The following is a 17,780-nucleotide window of genomic DNA, read 5'->3' as shown; positions in this document are numbered from 1 at the left end:
GCCGTCACGCGGACTGCGCGGCGGCCTCCTCCATGGGTTCGCACAGGCGGTAGCCCCGGCCCCAGACCGTTTCGACGTAGGTGTCGCCGCCGGTGGCCTTGGCGATTTTCTTGCGCAGCTTGCAGATGAAGACGTCGATGATCTTCAGTTCCGGCTCGTCCATCCCACCGTAGAGGTGGTTCAGGAACTGCTCCTTGGTCAGCGTGTTGCCACGCCGCATCGCCAGCAGTTCAAGGATGCCGTATTCCTTGCCGGTCAAGTGGAGGGGCTGACCATCCACATCGGCGGCCCGCGTCTCCAGATTCACGGCCAGACGGCCAACCTGCACCACGGGCTGCGCATGGCCCCGCGATCGCCGCACGATCGCCTGGATCCGTGCGAGCAGCTCGCCACGGTCAAAGGGCTTTGTCAGGTAGTCGTCGGCCCCGATGCCCAGACCTTTGACCTTGCGCGAGGCCTCGTCGATGCCCGACAGGATCAGCACCGGCGTTTCGACACGCGCGGCCCGCAACCCACGGATCACGTCCAGGCCATCCATGTCCGGGAGCATCAGGTCCAGCAGTATGATGTCGTATTCATACAGCTTGCCGATCTCCAGGCCATCCTCGCCCAGATCCGTTTTGTCGGAAACCCACCCCTCGCGCCGAAGGATAACTGCCAGCGCTTCGGCCGTAACCGGGTCGTCTTCAATAATAAGAACCCGCATGTTGCGCGGTCCTCTTTCCGTGAGACCAGTGCCCCCCAGCCCCTCCGAATAACATTCTCGACACGGTCTCTGGTCTTCCCCCGCGCCCCCCATCAGACCCCGAGCTTTACGACCCTTGATCCGAAAAGCGACCCTGAGAGAGGCCATGTCCCGCGCCCATGCTGGGTTCGGTGCGCCACCCGGTGTCCCGCACCCTACCTCTTCACCCAGCTTTAACCATTCTTAATCACTATCACGCCGGTACGCGGCACGTCAACGCGACCGGATGTGTTGTGCGTGTGCTTGGATGCGTTAAGAGTTTGGGAACGGTTCCGGCGGATGCAAGGGGGCGGTAGGACGTATGTCCAACCTGATGGCCACTCTGATCGGTGAAATCGAACGTCTTCCGACCGAACGCCTGTTCGGCCGGGTCGCTAGCGTGCGCGGCCTCGTGATCGAAATCGGCGGGGTTCAGGGCAACCTGTCGGTCGGCGATCGCTGCCAGATCATGGCCCGGGACGGGCGGACGGTGCCCTGCGAGGTGGTGGGGTTTCGATCGGGCTGCGCTTTGCTTCTTCCGTTCGGCGGGTTGGATGGGATTGGCCTGGGGTGCCGGGCTGAACTGACCGAGAGTGCACCCATGCTGCGGCCCTCGGACGAATGGCTGGGGCGCGTCATTAATGCGTTCGGCGAGGCCGTCGACGGCGAGGGCCCGATCCCCCTGGGGGACCGGGCCTATCCCGTGCGCGCCCAGCCACCGCCCGCCCATCAGCGCCAGCGTGTCGGCGGCAAGCTGGACCTGGGTGTGCGCGCGCTCAACACCTTCCTGACCTGCTGCCAGGGCCAGCGCATGGGCATCTTCGCAGGGTCGGGCGTCGGCAAGTCCACGATCCTGTCGATGCTGATCCGACACTCGCACGCCGAAGTCGTCGTCATCGGGCTGGTCGGGGAGCGCGGCCGTGAGGCCCGCGAGTTCATTGAGGACGACCTCGGCGAAGCCGGCATGGCACGCAGCGTCGTGGTCCTGGCCACGTCGGACGAAAGCCCGCTGATGCGCCGTCAGGCCGCCTACGCCACCCTAACCGTCGCTGAGTACTTTCGCGACCAGGGCAAGAACGTCCTGTGTCTGATGGATTCCATCACCCGCTTCGCGATGGCACAGCGCGAGATCAGTCTCTCGGCCGGCGAACCCCCAGCCAGCAAGGGCTATACGCCAACGGTATTCGCGGAACTGCCGCGCCTGCTTGAACGCGCGGGACCGGGCGTTGCCGGAAGTGGATCCATCACCGGGCTGTTCACCGTGCTGGTCGAGGGCGACGACCACAACGAACCGATTTCCGATGCCGTGCGCGGCATTCTCGATGGTCATATCGTGCTGGATCGGTCCATTGCCGAGCGCAACCGCTACCCGGCGGTGAACATCCTGCGGTCGGTCTCCCGGACCATGCCCATGTGCAATACGGACGAACAGAACGCGCTGGTCAACACGGCGCGTCAGATCATCACGACCTACGAGGACATGGCGGAACTGATCCGCCTGGGCGCCTACCGCCAGGGCTCCAACGCGGACGTCGATGCCGCGATCCACTATTACCCGGCCATCGAAAATTTCCTGGCCCAGCGCAAGGACGAGGCCACCGATCTGGACGCCGGCTATGCCAAGCTGCGATCCATCCTCCAGACGCGCCCGCCCGACGCTTCAGAGTCGGGCTGAGGGCCCCTCCCCGACCACCGAAGCGACGAAAAGCCGACGCCCCGGCGCGGATATGGGGGTCCGAAACGCCGCATTGGCGACCATGAGCCGATCGTCTCCGTGCGTCTTGAGAGTCCGACGGGATCGCTCGGCAATTCCTCTCGAACCCAGTATGTCCCGCCGTGGCTCCGCCGTTCCGCCCTTCGATAGGCGGCGGACTTCCGCTGCACCTGCGAAATCGGTCGCTCTCTGTTCCGCGATGACGGAACTGAGACAATGTACGTCGGATTTGGGCGATCGCGGCCGGAATGAACGCGGCAACCTTCCAGGGTCAAGCCCAACGCAGTGGAGCACGGACCCATGGACACACCGCTTGCCCCCGGAGCCGCCCTTGCCGCGACCACCGACCTTACCAACCGCCAGTGCCTGACCGTTGACCAGTCGGACCGGACGGTTCCGATCAACCTGCGTCAGAGCGGCCCGACGCCGGTGCAGATGCTGATTTCCACGCGCGTCCGAAAGTCGCCCTATTGGCACCTGGCCCACCAGGCCGGATGCTGGCGCGCGACCGTTTATAATCGCATGTATCACCCGCGCGGCTACGTCCGGCCCGAGGACGGGGGCGCCATGGTCGAGTATGACGCGCTGGTCAATCATGTGACCATGTGGAACGTCGCCGTTGAGCGACAGATTCAGGTCAAGGGGCCGGACGCCGAGGCGTTCGTGAACTACGTCGTGACCCGCGACGTCACTCGTATCCAGCCGATGAACGGCAAGTACGTGATCCTCTGCAACGAGGCGGGCGGCATCCTCAACGATCCGGTGCTGTTGCGGATCGCCGAGGACGAGTTCTGGTTCTCGCTGTCGGACAGTGACCTGGAGCAATGGCTGTGCGGTGTGAACGTCGGCCTGAAGATGAATGTGTCCATTCGGGAAATCGACGTCGCCCCGGTCCAGATCCAGGGACCGAAGTCGCTGGCCCTCATGGAGGATCTGGTCGGTCCGGCCATTCGGGATGTGCCGTATTACGGCCTGCTCGCGGCCCGGGTCGGGGGGCGCGACGTGGTCATCTCCCAGACTGGGTTCTCGGGCGAGGCCGGCTACGAAATCTATCTTCGCGACGCGACCCTGTACGCCGATGACATGTGGAATGCGGTCCTGGAGGCCGGCGCAAAGCATAACCTGATGGTCATCGCCCCAGCCCACCACCGCCGGATTGCGGCCGGTATCCTGTCTTGGGGTCAGGACCTGGACCAGGAAACCCTGCCCTTCCAGTGCAACCTTGGCTATCAGGTGCCGCGCAAGAAAACGGCCGACTACATCGGCAAAGCCCGCCTGGAGGCGGTACGCGCGGACCTGGAGAGTGGGGGCGCGCCCTATGCGCTTCAGCTCGTGGGTATCGTTCTTGGCGGGGAACCGATCACGGACTACGCGCCCGACTTCTGGCTGATCTCCGGTGAGGATGCCGGCACGCCGATCGGGTTCGTGACCTCGCCCTGGTACTCGCCGGAGCTGGGCACCAACATCGCCATGGGCTATGTGCCGTATGGGATGCGGCACGAGGGCACGCGCCTGACGGTCTGGTTGCCCGATGAATACGCGGAGCGTGCCGGAGAGCCCGTCAACGCGCAGGTGGTGCCGATGCCGTTCCGGGCGTCGGCCAATCCGAGCGCGCGCGAACTGGCGCGCTCCCACGGGCGCGATACCGCGTACTGAGCAAGGGGACACCGGAGCCGGCGGGGTCCGCCCCAACCGGCTCCGGCCCCCTGCCCGGCCCACGCGCAACGGGCCAGTCGGACACGCCAAATACGGTGTCGACACGCGATGTCGAAACGCGGGGCTCAAAGGATGCCCCGGAGAACCCTGACACGCGTCCCCAGCTCCGTGTGACCGCCTTCAGTGGCGGCGGGAGAGGCACACCCCATGCCTTACGACAGCCTTGGTCTCCGCACATCCACCGACGCGGCGTCGGCGCGTGCCGGCGCGTGCCTGCCATCCTTTTCCCTGGAAGTGACCCCCGGCGCTGCGCGGAAAGTTCCGTCCTTCGCGGCCCTTCTGCCCGCCGGCACGGCGGTCTATATCACCAGCCTGCCCGGGACGGACCCGGCCGAGGTCATGGCGTTGTGCCGGCGCCTTCGCGGCGAGGGCCTTCGCCCGGTGCCCCACCTCGCCGCTCGCAGTCTGCGAAACCGGGCCGATCTCTCGGACTGGCTTGGCCGCGCCGTTCATGAGGTTGGGGTGCGCGATATCCTGTTGCTCGCCGGATCCGCCGACCGCCCGGCCGGACCGTTCCAGGACACCCGGAGCGTGTTGGAGAGCGGTCTGCTGGACGCGGCCGGGCTGTCCGGATTCGGTGTGGCGGGTCACCCAGAGGGGCACCCGCAGGCAAACCGGGGCGCTTTGTGGGACGCTCTGCGTATGAAGCAGGCCTTCGCGGAGGCCCATGGGTTGAACGCCTGGATCGTGACGCAATTCACCTTCAGCGCCAAACCCGTCTTGGCGTGGCTCCGCACCCTCCCGCAGGAGGGAATCGCGCTGCCGGTGCGGGTCGGCCTGCCCGGCCCGGCCAAGCCCGCGACCCTCATCACCTACGCCCGGCAGTGCGGTGTCGGGGCATCCTTGCGGGTGCTGACCCGGCGGCCGGACGTGTTGGCGGGTCTGGTGAAGGCCTGGGCACCCGATGCCATTGTCGACGATCTTTCGAAAGGGCACACTCGGGACGCCGTCTGGTCGGTGGCCGGCGTTCATCTGTTTCCATTCGGTGGCTTCGCCAAGACAGCCGCTTGGGGCACGACACGCTGGGCCACCGGGACCGGGCATACCGTTCCGAGCCCTCCGGCGTCGGACGCCGCGCAATCGCCCGCGATCTGAGGGTCCGGCGGGCCCCATGGAGACAGGGCATGTCGCAACACCGTTCCACCGTCCGTCCCGCCTCCTTCGACCTAGAGTCCGGGACGGCATCCTGCGGCGCGTCCTGTGCGTCGGCGGGGGATGGCCTTCCGCCGCCCGGCACCCCGGATATCGAGATCGCGCGCGCCGCCCGCCCGCGCGCGATTCTCGATTTGGCGGCCGACACTCTTGATATTCCTTCGGAATCGCTTATTCCCTATGGCCACACCAAGGCTAAGATCACGCTCGACTACATAGCGGGCCTGCGCACCCGACCGCGCGGCCAGCTGGTGCTGGTCACGGCCATCACACCGACCCCGGCGGGTGAAGGCAAGACAACCACGAGCGTCGGCCTGAACGACGGGCTGAACCGAATCGGTCTGAATTCAGCCGTCTGCCTGCGGGAGCCCTCCCTCGGGCCGTGTTTCGGCATGAAGGGCGGCGCGGCCGGGGGCGGTCGGGCGCAGGTCATCCCCATGGAGGACATCAACCTTCATTTCACGGGCGATTTTCATGCCATCACCGCGGCGCATAACCTGCTCGCCGCGCTGATCGACAACCATCTGCATTGGGGTAATGCGCAACACCTCGACGTCCGCCGCGTGTCCTGGCGGCGCGTGATGGACGTGAACGACCGCGCGTTGCGCAACATCACCCTCGGACTCGGCGGTCCGGCGCACGGCATCCCGCGCGAGGGTGGGTTCGATATCACCGTGGCGTCGGAGGTGATGGCCGTCCTGTGCCTCGCCACGGATCTGTCCGACCTGCAAGAGCGGTTGGGCGGGATCGTTATCGGCCTACGCTCCGACAAAAGCCCGGTCTTCGCCCGCGACATCGGCGCGGACGGGGCCATGACGGTGCTGCTGCGCGATGCGCTGGCTCCCAATCTGGTCCAGACACTGGAGCACAACCCCGCCTTCATCCACGGCGGTCCGTTCGCCAACATCGCCCACGGCTGCAACTCGGTCATGGCGACCGACACGGCGCTGCGCCTGAACGACGTGGTCGTGACCGAGGCCGGGTTCGGCGCCGATCTGGGGGCGGAGAAGTTCTTGCACATCAAATGCCGGCAATCCGGCCTGCGACCGCATGCGGTGGTCGTCGTGGCGACCGTGCGGGCGCTTAAGATGCACGGCGGCGTCGCGAAGGGCGATCTGGGCATCCCCGACCCCGACGCGGTTCGCCGCGGCACCAGCAACCTGCAGCGCCATGTAACCAATCTGCAGGCGTTCGGCCTGGCACCGATCGTCGCCATCAACCAGTTTTCCGGCGATACACGCGCGGAGCTCGACGCGGTGCGCGCGGCCTGCGACGCCGTTGGCGTGCCCGTGGCCCTCGCCTCGCATTGGGCCGACGGCAGTCGCGGCAGTGAGAACCTCGCCCGCTTGGTGGCCGAACGCCTGGATGCTCCCCCGCCGGAGGTCCGTTTCCTGTACCCGGATTCCATGCCGCTGCCCGACAAGATCAGGACCGTGGCCCAGCGGGTCTACGGCGCGGCGGACATCACCCTGGACTGGCTGGCGCAGCGTGGTCTGGAGGACATTGCCGCGCAGGGATACGGCCATCTGCCGATCTGCATTGCCAAGACCCAGTACAGCTTTTCCGCCGATCCCGGAGTGAAAGGCGCGCCGGAGGGCCATGTGCTGCCGATTCGGGAGGTCCGCCTAGCCGCGGGCGCTGGCTTCGTGGTGGCGATCTGCGGCGACATCATGACCATGCCGGGCTTGCCCCAAAGCCCGGCCGCCCTTCATATCGGCTTGGGGCCGGGCGGCGAGGTCGTGGGTTTGACGTAAAGTCTCGGCCGGAGGTCTCAGCCGGCGTTCGCGGGGGGCTCAGGGCTGGAGAGCGGACGCCGGCAGGCGGAGCGCCCAGGCGGCCAAGGACCGCTCACGGTGGGCCCACAAGGCCGGCCGACGGCAGCACATGGAAGCCGGTGCAACACCGGTATGGAAAGAGCGCGCTTACCCGAGGCCAAGCACATCCGCCATGCTGTACAAGCCGTTGGGCCGATCCTGCGCCCACAGGGCCGCGCGCAAGGCACCGCGGGCATAGATGCCCCGGTCACTGGCCTTGTGAGTCAGCTCGATACGCTCGCCCGGGCCGGCGAACATCACGGTGTGATCGCCCACCACATCACCGCCCCGCACGACGGCGAAGCCAATATGGCCGTCCTCGCGTGCGCCGGTATGTCCGTCCCGTGCCCGATCCGACACGGCATCAAGATCCACACCCCGGCCTTGGGCGGCGGCCTCGCCCAGCCCGAGCGCAGTGCCCGAGGGCGCATCAACCTTGTGGCGGTGGTGGTGCTCGACGATCTCGATGTCGTACTCCTCGCCCAAGGTGGCCGCGACCGTACGAGTCAGGGCCATCAGCAGGTTGACCCCCACGCTCATGTTAGGCGCGCGTACGATCCGTGCGTCGGCCGCCGCCTCGGACAGGAGCGACAGATCCGACGCGCCCAGGCCGGTGGTGCCGATCACCAGAATCGAACCCCGCGCCGCCGCCTGCTCGGCGTGCACAGCCGTGAGTGCGGGTGTCGTGAAGTCAATCACCGCGTCGCACGCTGCCACTAGGGCCGCTGGATCGTCGGTGATGACCGCGCCGACCGGCGCCGCGCCGACCACCGAGGCCACATCGGCCCCAACCAGATCACTTCCCGGCCGCTCCGACCCGGCCGCCAACAGCACGCCCGGTGTGTCCAGGGTGTGCCGGACCAGCATGCGCCCCATCCGACCGCCACAGCCCGCGATTCCAATCTTCAGCATTGATCCCTCTTTGACCGCACGGGGGCGGGTCGGCCGCGCCCGCCCGTATACACCTTCAGGAGCGTGGTTATTGCTCGGTGAACGCCTTAGCGAAGTAATCCGTCATCGGCTTGACGATATAATCCAGCATCGTTCGCTCGCCGATCTTGACCACCACCTCGGCCGGCATGCCGGCGGACAGGGTCTGGTCGCCCAGCTTCGCCAGTTCCTCGTCGGGGACAACGACCTGAATGCGGAAATAGGCCGTGTTTTCCCGCTCGTTGACGATGCGATCCGAGGACACGGTGGTGACCGTTCCCAGGATGATGGGTGTGCTGCGCATCGACAGGGCGCTCAGCCGCACCTCCGCCTGAAGGCCCGCATGGACGGCGTCAATATCGATGGGCGACACCTGCCCTTCGATCACCAGGCGGTCGTCGGTCGGCACAACCTCCATCAACGTGTCGCCCGGGCGGATTACGCCCCCCTCGGTGTGAACCTTGATGTTCTGCACCGTCCCCGCCAGGGGCGATCGGATGTCGACCCGTTGCAGGGTATCCTCGGCCACCACGAGCTTTTCGCGAACCTGTCCCATCTCGTTGCGGGTTTCACGCAACTGGGCCACGACCTCCTCGCGGAACTTCTGTTTGGTCTGGATGATCTGCAGATTGGTTTCGCCAATTCCCTTCTCGGCGCGCGCAATGTCGGCCACCGTCGCCCCGATGGTCCCCTCCAGGCCCGCAACCTCACGCTCCATCGCCAGGATGCGCGTGCGCGGATAATACCCTTTCTCGAACAGCTCCCGCAGGCCCACAAGCTCATCCTTGAAGATTTCAAGCTGGCGAAGCTGCGAGTCGTGCTGCGCCTTCAGGCCCGTGATTTCCTGCTGATACTGGGAAATGCGTTGTTCCAGAATCGCGATCTGTCCTTCCAGGGAGCGCCGGCGTTCAACAAACTGTTCGGTCTGGTTTTCCATCAGATCGCGGACATCGGGGTCCGACACCTTGGATCGCAGGTCGTCGGGGAAGTCGATGGTGTCCGCATCGCTCTGTTCGGCCAGGAGGCGCGCCTCTAGCGCCACGAGTTCATCCATGTTCTTCTGGTAAAGTGCGGCGTTCGCGCTGGCCTTGGTGGCGTCCAGACGCAGCAGAACGTCGCCCGCCTGGACGACGTCGCCCTCTTCCACCAGAATTTCGGAGACGATCCCGCCTTCAAGATGCTGGATGGCCTTGCGGTTGCTTTCCACGATCACCGTGCCGGGGGCGATAATGGCGCTGTCGAGCGGCGCGGTCGCCGCCCAGGTGCCGAGCCCGCCGAACATCACCAGCACCACCAGAATGCCGAGCAGGATGATCGGGCGCGCGTCGGTCGGGGGGCCCGGCTCTTCCGGCTGCGGCGGCGGGGTGTAGCGTGCCGGCAGGCCGCCCCGCTCCTGCAAGGGGACGATGTTGGCTTGGGATGACATGACGCGAGACGTCTCCTTCACATCGGACTCCGGCGGGCGGCGGACCCGGCCGCGCTCGGGAAGCATAGTGGCGCAATCAAGCTCCGCGACCGCCGGTCGGCCCCATCGAGGCGCCAGGGAGCGATCGGGGCGCGGCGCCATCTCCTCCGCCCGGCCCTGACGCCACGGCCTTCGGCTGCATCACCTTCGCCAGAACCTCCTTGCGCGGTCCGATGGCGTCCACCATGCCGTTCTTCAGCACGAGAATCGTGTCCACGGCGTTGAGCAGCGTCGGGCGGTGCGTGATGACCACGACGGTCTTGCCTTCCCGCCTGAGGCCGTTCAAGGCTCCCATCAGGGCGTGTTCGCCCTCCGAGTCAAGGTTTGCGTTCGGCTCGTCCAGAATAATGAGCTGCGGTTCGTTGTACATGGCGCGGGCGAGGGCCACCCGTTGGCGTTGCCCGCCGGACAAGACCGCGCCGCCGGCGCCGATTTGCGTATCGTAGCCTTCCGGCAGGGCAAGGATCATGTCGTGCACGCTGGCGCGTTGGGCCGCGCGCACCACGGCCTCCGGATCGATCTCCGTGAATCGGGCGATGTTCTCGGCGACCGTTCCATCGAACAGTTCGACGTCCTGAGGCAGATAGCCGATATGCTGACCGAGCAGCAACTTATCCCAATGGGCCAGATCGGCCTCGTCCAGGCGCACCGTGCCCTGATAGGGTGGCCAGACACCGACCAGAACCCGCGCAAGCGTTGATTTGCCCGCTGCGCTGGGGCCGATCACACCGAGGACCTCGCCGGGGCTTACAGTGAACGACACCCCCTTGAGGACAACCGTCCGGGCCAAGGGCGGCCCGGCGACGACTCGTTCCATTGCCAGATGCCCCTCGGGGCTTGGCAGGGCCATCCGCTCCTGATCCGCCTGGGTCGAGTTCAACAGCTCACGTAGGCGGCCATAAGCCGCGCGCGCGTTGGTGAAATTGCGCCATTGCGCCACCGACTGCTCGACCGGAGCCAGAGCGCGCCCCATCAGGATGGAGGCGGCGATCATCACGCCGGGGCTGGCGTACCGGTGAATGACCAGATACGCCCCCGTGCCGAGAATGGCGATCTGCAGGAACATGCGCACGGCCTTGGACAGCGCGACGATGACCCCGGCCCGGTCACTGGCCTGGGATTGCAGGGCCAGTACCTTGCGATGCTTGTCGTTCCAGCGGCGGAGGATCCCAGGCATCATGCCCATCGCCTCCATGGCCTCGGCATTGCGAACGCTGGTCGAGACGTAGGCGTTGGCGTTGATGCTGGCCACATTGGCCCCCTTCAAGGGCTCGCGCGACCACAAGGCGTTGATGACGGCCAGCGTGAAGATGACGACGGCACCGCCGGTCGCGACCAGCCCGAGCATGGGATGCAGAAGGTAAACCGCCGCAAGAAACAACGGAACCCACGGGGCGTCAATGAACGCGAGGAGCCCCTGCCCGGTCAAAAACTCGCGGACGGAATCCAGATCGCGCAGGGCCTGGGTCTGCCCGCCGCCGGGGGCCACGACGCTGCGCCGGAACACGGCCGAGAACAGCGTGGCCCCGAGCCGCTCATCGAGCTTGGCCCCGGTGCGCACCAGAATGCGGGCCCGGAGCGTTTCCAGAGTCCCCATGACAATCAGCGTGCCGGCGGCAATGACGGTCAGGCCGACGAGAGTCGGCACTGAGCGGCTGGTCAGCACCCGATCATACACCTGTAGCATGTACAATGGCGCCACAAACATCAAAAGATTGATAAAAAAGCTGAAGCCGAACGTAGCCACGAACACACCCCGAAAGGCGCGCAGCGCGCGGTCCAGTTCACTTCCATACGATTGTTTCAAAACCTGCTCCGTTGCCGGTTCCTCAGTGTCCGACGAAGTGGATCTCATCCCGAGTCGCAGGCGGCGCCACTACCCGCCCGCTCAACCGCGAGCGCACCCCAGGTAGAGCCCAGCCGCAGCGGGCCGCATAGGATAGCATTCGCAGCAATGACGTCCGAGACAACACTGTTCAGAACCTGGGCATGGACCGCGCCCATCGGACGGGCCGTCGGCAACTCCGCTGAACAATAGGGGGTCGCCACCCCTTTGTTAAGCGCCAACATATTCCCCAGAAATTCCACGAAACGAAGACGTTCAGACCCGGCCCACCGACACCGGCACCCCATGGTGGACTGGGGCGCGGCTTGGACGCAGGACCAATCGGAACCGGGGCCATCGGCCGAGGGGCGTCCGGCCCCTGTACAGTAACTGTTGAAGAGGCTCCATGCCCGGTTTATGGTCCAACGAGACCCAAACGGACGTATCTCATGCGAAGGATGTCATCTGAAAGCGGACGAACTTCCGGTTCCAGGGTCCAACGAAGGCTAGAAGATACCACATTGGGCGGAGCCGGCCGAGGTAGCGCCGTCATCATGAACGCGGGGGCCGTGCGGGTTCCCAAGTTCGCACTTTCGTCTTGACGTTCAGCCGTGGGGGACCTCTGTCCGTGTATTCCCATCCTCAGCAGGGTGCCGGTCCGGACGCGCAGAAGCTGCGGCGAGCGGCCGGCCGATGGCTCAAAGCACTGCGCGAGCGTCGCCAGCTTTCTCAGCGCCAGTTGGCCGCGTTGGTCCATGTAGAATACTACACGTTTATTTCGCAGATTGAGGCGGGGCGCGGCCGGATTCCGCCGGATCGCTATGAGCAGTGGGCCCACGCCCTGGATCTGCCGATCGTCGGCTTCGTCAAGACTCTCTTGAGTTTCTACGATCCGGTGACTCACCGCATTCTGTTCGCGGGCGAAGGGCCGGCGTTGCCAGCGGACCTGATGCCGGACGATGTGGAGACCGATGGTGCGGAGAGTACCCCCTCTCCGTCCGTCGCCAAGACGCGCGGCTGATCCTCTCAAGCGCTTTCGCGTGACATGCGGATGGCGCGGAAGGCTCGAGACCTGATTGGTCAGCATCGCCCCATAATGCACCGAGGCGTGCCCCGTGTATCGGGCACGCCTCGGTTCGGATCATCGGGCGTTTATAAAAGCAGCGACAACGGATCTTCGACGATCACCTTGAACGCGGCGAGGTACTCTGCGCCGACCGCCCCATCGACCGACCGGTGATCGACGGACAGGGTGCAGCTCATCATCGTGGCGATGGTCAATGCCCCGTCCTTGACGACCGGGCGCTGTTCCCCCTGCCCCACCGCCAGAATGCAGCTCTGCGGCGGGTTGATGATGGCGGAAAACTCCCGGATCCCATACATGCCCAGGTTGGAGACGGAGAACCCGCCGCCCTGGAACTCCTCGGGCTTCAGCTTGCCGTCCCGCGCGCGGACGGCAAGATCCTTCATCTCCGCGGCGATGGTGGCCAAGCCCTTGGTGTCCGCATCCCGAATGATGGGTGTGATCAGGCCCCGGTCCGTGGCCACCGCCACCGAGATGTCGACGGTCTCCAGCATCAGGATTGCCTCATCGGTCCAGACCGCGTTCGCGGCCGGCACACGGCGCAGCGCGGCGGCGGCGGCCTTGATGATGAGGTCGTTGACGGAAATCTTGTATTCGCCGTCCTTGGCCCGGGCGTTGAGCTGCTTGCGCAGGTCCAGCAGCGGGTCCAGCGCGCAGTCGATGGTCAGATAGAAGTGCGGCACCGTCTGCTTGGATTCGACCAGCCGGCGGCCGATGACCTTCCGCATCTGGGAATTCGGTACTTCCGTGTAGCTCTGCCATGGCTGCAACTGGCTCTTCACCGCCTTAGCCGGCGTCGCAACCGTCGGAGCCCCATCCTTGGCAGGCGGAGTTGCTGCCGCGTCGGCCGGTTTCCCGTCCTTGGTCGGCGTCGCGGCGGCGCCATCCTTGCGGGCCTTCTCGACGTCGGCGCGAACCACGCGCCCATGGGGGCCTGAGCCGCAGATCCCGGCGAGATCGAGGCCGGCCTCGGCGGCCAGGCGCCGGGCGAGTGGACTGGCGAACACGCGCTCTCCTTCCGCATCGGTCGGGGCAGGCGGGGCGGGGCGCACGGGACCGTCCGAAGCGGGCGCCGGCGTCTCGCGTTTCGCGTCCTTCGGTCCGCGGGCGCCCGCCGGCTCCTTGGGTGCTCCCGTGTCCTCGGATTCGGCCCCGGATTTACCCCCCGTTTTCGCCTCGGCCTCGGCGCTGTCCAGAGTGCTGGCATCCTCACCCTCGGCCAGCAGGAGGGCGATCGGCTGGTTGACCTTCACGCCCTCGGTGCCGGCGGGCACCAGGATGCGACCCAGCGTGCCCTCGTCCACGGCCTCATAGTCCATGGTCGCTTTGTCGGTTTCGATTTCGGCGATAACATCGCCGGATTCAATGGTGTCGCCCTCTTTCTTCATCCATCGGGCGAGCGTGCCTTCCTCCATCGTCGGCGATAGGGCAGGCATCAGGATCGGTGTCGGCATAGGCCCTTGCTCCCCTTACGCCTGGGACCGGTAACAGACGGCGCGCGCCGCCTCGACCACGTGCTCCGGCTGCGGCAGCGCCAGCTTTTCCAGGTTGGCCGCATATGGCATCGGAACATCTGCGCCGGTCACGCGCGTTACGGGCGCATCCAGCCAGTCAAACGCCTGCTCCATGCAGATCTGGCCGATCTCGGCGCCGATTCCGGCGAAGGGCCAGCCTTCCTCAACGGTCACAACGCGGTTGGTCTTGCGCACCGACTTCAGCAGGGTTGCCGTGTCGAGCGGCCGAAGAGTACGCAGGTTGATGACCTCGGCCTCGATGCCCTGCTCCGCCAGGGTCTCGGCGGCGGCCATGCAATGCCCGACCATGCGGGAGAACGCCACCAACGTCACATCGGAGCCGACCCGTTCGACCTTCGCCTTGCCGATGGGCAGCACGAAGTCCTCGACGTCCGGAACGTCGAAGGTCTGGCCGTAGAGGATCTCGTGCTCCAGGAACACGACGGGGTTGGGGTCGCGGATGGCAGCCTTCAGCAAGCCCTTGGCATCGGCGGCCGACCACGGGGAAATTACCTTCAAACCAGGCACGTGTGCGTACCACGAGGCGTAGCATTGACTGTGCTGCGCGGCCACCCGGGCGGCCGCGCCATTCGGCCCGCGGAACACCATGGGACACCCCATCTGTCCGCCGGCCATGTATAGGGTCTTGGCGGCCGAGTTGATGATCTGGTCGAGGGCCTGCATGGAGAAATTGAAGGTCATGAATTCGACCACCGGCTTCAGCCGCGCAAACGCTGCGCCGACTCCGAGGCCAGCAAAGCCCATTTCGGTGATCGGCGTGTCGATGACGCGCTTGTCGCCGAACTCCGACAAAAGACCCTGGGTGACCTTGTAGGCGCCTTCGTATTGTGCGACCTCCTCGCCCATGACGAAAACGTCGGGATCGGCGCGCATCTCCTCCGCCATCGCGTCGCGCAGCGCTTCCCGCACCGTTTGACGCTTGAACGAATCGTACGTGGGTTCGTCGGCGTCCGGCTGCGCGCCGTGATTGCCGGAGGACGGCACCGGGGGCTGAGCGGGACCCGACTTCGGTGCGGCTGGTGCCGTCTTCGGCGCCGAGTCCGCCTCGCCGTCCGACGCACCGCCGCCGGACTCGTTGCCAGACCCACCGCTCTGGCCGGCCTTCGCGGCCTCCTCCAGCGCGCTTTCGTCCTCGCCCTCCTCAAGCAACAGGCCGATGGGCTGGTTGACCTTCACGCCCTCGGTCCCGTCGGGGATCAGGATCTTGCCCAGAGTCCCCTCATCCACGGCCTCGAACTCCATCGTAGCCTTGTCGGTCTCGATTTCGGCGATTACGTCCCCGGCGCTGATCGTATCGCCTTCCTTTTTCATCCAGCGGGCCAGGGTGCCCTCCTCCATCGTCGGGGACAGAGCGGGCATCAGAATCTGTGTCGGCATAGCGCGCGTCTCCCCCGGCCTCAGGCGTCCACCAGAACATCGGTCCAAAGCTCCGACGGATCGGGCTCCGGGCTCTGTTGGGCGAACTCGGCGGCTTCGCCGATAATGCCCTTCACCTGCTTGTCGATGTCCTTGAGGTGATTCTCATCAAAAACGCCCTGGTCGAGCAGGCGCGTTTTGAGTTGGTCGATCGGATCGCTCTCCGAGCGCATCTTGGAGACCTCTTCCTTGGTGCGGTACTTGGCCGGATCGGACATCGAATGGCCGCGGTAGCGATAGGTCTTGAGGTCCAGCAGGTATGGCCCCTTGCCGGCGCGGACGTGCTCGACCGCCTCGGCGCAGTGCTCGATGACGTCCAGCACGTTCATGCCGTTCACCGACTTGCCGGGGATGCCGTACGCGGCGCCGCGCTGGCACAGATCCCCGGGAGCAGACGCGCGCTCGACCGAGGTGCCCATGCCGTACTTGTTGTTCTCGATGATGTAGACGATAGGCAGGCCCCACAGGGCCGCCATGTTGAAGCTTTCGTAGACCTGGCCCTGGTTCACGGCACCGTCCCCGAGGTAGCACATGCAGATGCCGCCATCCTCGCGGTACTTGTGGGCAAAGGCGAGCCCCGTGCCCACGGGCACCTGGGCACCGACGATGCCGTGGCCGCCGAAGAACCCCTTCTCGCGGCTGAACATATGCATCGAGCCGCCCTTGCCGCGGGAGTAGCCCCCGGCACGGCCGGTCAGTTCCGCCATAACCCCTTTGGGGTCCATGCCGGCCGCCAGCATGTGACCGTGGTCGCGATAGCTGGTCACGATGGAGTCCCCCGGGCGGGCCAGCTTCTGAAGGCCAACCACCACGGCCTCTTGGCCGATATAAAGGTGGCAAAAGCCGCCGATCAGGCCCATGCCATACAGCTGGCCGGCCTTTTCCTCGAACCGGCGGATCACGAGCATCGATCGGTACAGATGCTCCAGTTCGTCGGGCTCGAACCGCTTGGCCTGAGGTGTCCCGGACTCCTCCTTGCCGCCGCTTCGCGTCCGCCGTGATGCCGCCATGCCGTGGTCTCCCTAGCCGGTATCCTGTTGATCCAGGAGCGGGCGGCACCGACGCACGGGCCGCCCGACGGCGTGCGCATCCGCGCGCTCCGCCTGCAAAGAAGTAGCGGCTTTGCCGAGGCTTTCAAGGGGGAAATCGCCGTAACCCCTTGCTTCGCAACGCACAAATCATAGTTAACCGAATTTCGGTTAATCGCCTGAGTTCCGGGAAGAAAACCCGCCTCGACGCGGTGTTCGGGAGAGCGGTCTCCTGGTCAAGCGCGCTTATCGGCGACGGGCGCCCATAAGACATCCTCGATCCGACGCGCGCCGGCGCACAGCATCACGAGACGGTCGATGCCAAGCGCAATGCCCGAGCACTCCGGCAGGCCATGCTCCAGGGCGGCCAGAAAGTCCTCATCAATGGGATAACGCTCCCCATACAGGGCCTGCTTGAGATCCATGTCGGCCTCGAAGCGCGCCCGCTGTTCGCGGGCATCGGTCAGTTCGCCAAACGCGTTGGCCAGTTCCAGACCGCACACATAAACCTCGAACCGCTCCGCCAGACGGGCGTCGTTCGCCTTCGGCCGCGATAGCGCGGCCATGCAGATTGGATAATCATAAAGCAGGCAGGGAACACCGAATCCAAGGCGCGGCTCGACGTGCTCCAGGAAAATGCGGAAAAAGACGTCGTCGAAGCGGTCCCCCTCGTCCGTCGACAGACCAAGCCGCCGGGCTTCGGCGGCGAGGGGCGCCGGGTCTGGGTCCCGCGCTGGATGCGGCGGCAGGCAGGCCATGAGATCGACGCCCGCGTATTCCCGCATCGCCTCCGCGACAGACAGGCGGCGCCACGGCTGCACCGCATCCGCTTCGTGTCCGCACCATTGAAGCGGCGCGCCGCCGGCCGCCTGCTGGCAGGTCGCCACAAGGGCTTCCGTCTCGTCCATCAGATCGGTATAGGTGGCCCCCGTCCGGTACCACTCCAGCATGGTGAATTCCGGATGGTGAGTGGCCGACCGCTCGCCATCGCGATACACCCGCGCCATTTGGAACAACGCCGGAATTCCACCCGCCACGAGCTTTTTCATGGTGAACTCGGGCGAGGTGTTGAGATAGAGAGGCAGTGGAGGGCGGCCGTCCGGCGGCGTCCAGGCGGTGGCGAAAGCGCGCAGGTGCGGCTCCAGCCCCGGTGAAATCTGTAAGGCCGGCGTTTCGACCTCGACGTAGGCCCGCTCGGTGAAAAAGCGCCGTACCGCTGTCAGAACCTGGCCGCGCACGGCCAATATCGGCCTGCGGTCGGCCAGGACGTCCGGGTGCCACCATGGGCGCCCGCCCGCTGCTTCGGTCATGATAAATCCAGTTTAATCAAAAGGTTGTGGCAACGCCGCCGGGCAGTTGCCTGCCCGGCGCCAACCT

General features: G+C 65.8%; 13 protein-coding genes. 5 read left to right on the top strand and 8 right to left on the bottom strand.

What is annotated here, in order from left to right; translation table 11 throughout:
* Positions 1-4: 4 nt before the first annotated feature.
* The gene (gene ctrA / locus GGD82_RS02275; protein ID WP_150060394.1) at positions 5-706 is read right to left on the bottom strand and encodes a response regulator transcription factor CtrA; all 702 of its coding nucleotides are present in this window, start codon (positions 704-706) and stop codon (positions 5-7) included.
* A 340-nt stretch (positions 707-1,046) separates the two neighbouring features.
* On the opposite strand from ctrA, the gene fliI reads away from it, so the two are divergent.
* The 4 genes from fliI to GGD82_RS02255 all read left to right on the top strand — a co-directional run bounded on the left by fliI (position 1,047) and on the right by GGD82_RS02255 (position 7,060).
* On the top strand, positions 1,047-2,399 hold the full coding sequence (gene fliI, locus GGD82_RS02270) for a flagellar protein export ATPase FliI (protein ID WP_150060395.1): 1,353 nt from the start codon (positions 1,047-1,049) through the stop codon (positions 2,397-2,399).
* 339 nt (positions 2,400-2,738) lie between these two features.
* Positions 2,739-4,094, top strand: coding sequence for a glycine cleavage T C-terminal barrel domain-containing protein (locus tag GGD82_RS02265; protein ID WP_150060396.1), 1,356 nt, complete (start codon positions 2,739-2,741; stop codon positions 4,092-4,094).
* 207 nt (positions 4,095-4,301) lie between these two features.
* Positions 4,302-5,249, top strand: coding sequence for a methylenetetrahydrofolate reductase (locus GGD82_RS02260; RefSeq protein ID WP_150060397.1), 948 nt, complete (start codon positions 4,302-4,304; stop codon positions 5,247-5,249).
* 29 nt (positions 5,250-5,278) lie between these two features.
* A complete protein-coding gene (locus tag GGD82_RS02255; RefSeq protein WP_150060398.1) occupies positions 5,279-7,060 on the top strand; it encodes a formate--tetrahydrofolate ligase in 1,782 nt (593 codons plus the stop codon).
* Positions 7,061-7,228: 168 nt separating this feature from the next.
* Here GGD82_RS02255 and dapB read toward each other — a convergent pair whose 3' ends face one another.
* From dapB to GGD82_RS02240, 3 genes are all read right to left on the bottom strand, one after another.
* A complete protein-coding gene (dapB, locus tag GGD82_RS02250) occupies positions 7,229-8,029 on the bottom strand; it encodes a 4-hydroxy-tetrahydrodipicolinate reductase (RefSeq protein ID WP_150060800.1) in 801 nt (266 codons plus the stop codon).
* Positions 8,030-8,099: 70 nt separating this feature from the next.
* Positions 8,100-9,476 (bottom strand): HlyD family type I secretion periplasmic adaptor subunit, encoded by a 1,377-nt coding sequence (locus GGD82_RS02245; RefSeq protein ID WP_170284085.1) that lies wholly within the window; start codon positions 9,474-9,476, stop codon positions 8,100-8,102.
* Between the two features lie 76 nt (positions 9,477-9,552).
* On the bottom strand, positions 9,553-11,322 hold the full coding sequence (locus tag GGD82_RS02240; RefSeq protein ID WP_246163658.1) for a type I secretion system permease/ATPase: 1,770 nt from the start codon (positions 11,320-11,322) through the stop codon (positions 9,553-9,555).
* 646 nt (positions 11,323-11,968) lie between these two features.
* Here GGD82_RS02240 and GGD82_RS02235 point away from each other — a divergent pair.
* Positions 11,969-12,361 carry a helix-turn-helix domain-containing protein gene (locus GGD82_RS02235; RefSeq protein ID WP_150060401.1) on the top strand — a complete coding sequence of 131 codons (393 nt, stop codon included), beginning with the start codon at positions 11,969-11,971 and terminating at the stop codon, positions 12,359-12,361.
* 131 nt (positions 12,362-12,492) lie between these two features.
* On the opposite strand, the gene GGD82_RS02230 is transcribed toward GGD82_RS02235, so the two are convergent.
* The 4 genes from GGD82_RS02230 to epmA form a co-directional block, all read right to left on the bottom strand.
* On the bottom strand, positions 12,493-13,878 hold the full coding sequence (locus GGD82_RS02230) for a pyruvate dehydrogenase complex dihydrolipoamide acetyltransferase (RefSeq protein ID WP_150060402.1): 1,386 nt from the start codon (positions 13,876-13,878) through the stop codon (positions 12,493-12,495).
* 15 nt (positions 13,879-13,893) lie between these two features.
* Entirely contained in the window at positions 13,894-15,336 is a 1,443-nt protein-coding gene (locus tag GGD82_RS02225) for a pyruvate dehydrogenase complex E1 component subunit beta (RefSeq protein ID WP_150060403.1), read from the bottom strand.
* A 20-nt stretch (positions 15,337-15,356) separates the two neighbouring features.
* Positions 15,357-16,385 (bottom strand): pyruvate dehydrogenase (acetyl-transferring) E1 component subunit alpha, encoded by a 1,029-nt coding sequence (pdhA, locus tag GGD82_RS02220; protein WP_150060404.1) that lies wholly within the window; start codon positions 16,383-16,385, stop codon positions 15,357-15,359.
* A 254-nt stretch (positions 16,386-16,639) separates the two neighbouring features.
* On the bottom strand, positions 16,640-17,713 hold the full coding sequence (gene epmA, locus GGD82_RS02215) for an EF-P lysine aminoacylase EpmA (protein WP_150060405.1): 1,074 nt from the start codon (positions 17,711-17,713) through the stop codon (positions 16,640-16,642).
* Positions 17,714-17,780: the final 67 nt, after the last annotated feature.

The organism is Roseospira marina (assembly GCF_014197855.1).
Classification (GTDB): Bacteria; Pseudomonadota; Alphaproteobacteria; order Rhodospirillales; family Rhodospirillaceae; genus Rhodospira; species Rhodospira marina.
Note: the sequence above shows the minus strand (reverse complement) of the source record. Positions and strands in the feature narration are given on the sequence as shown.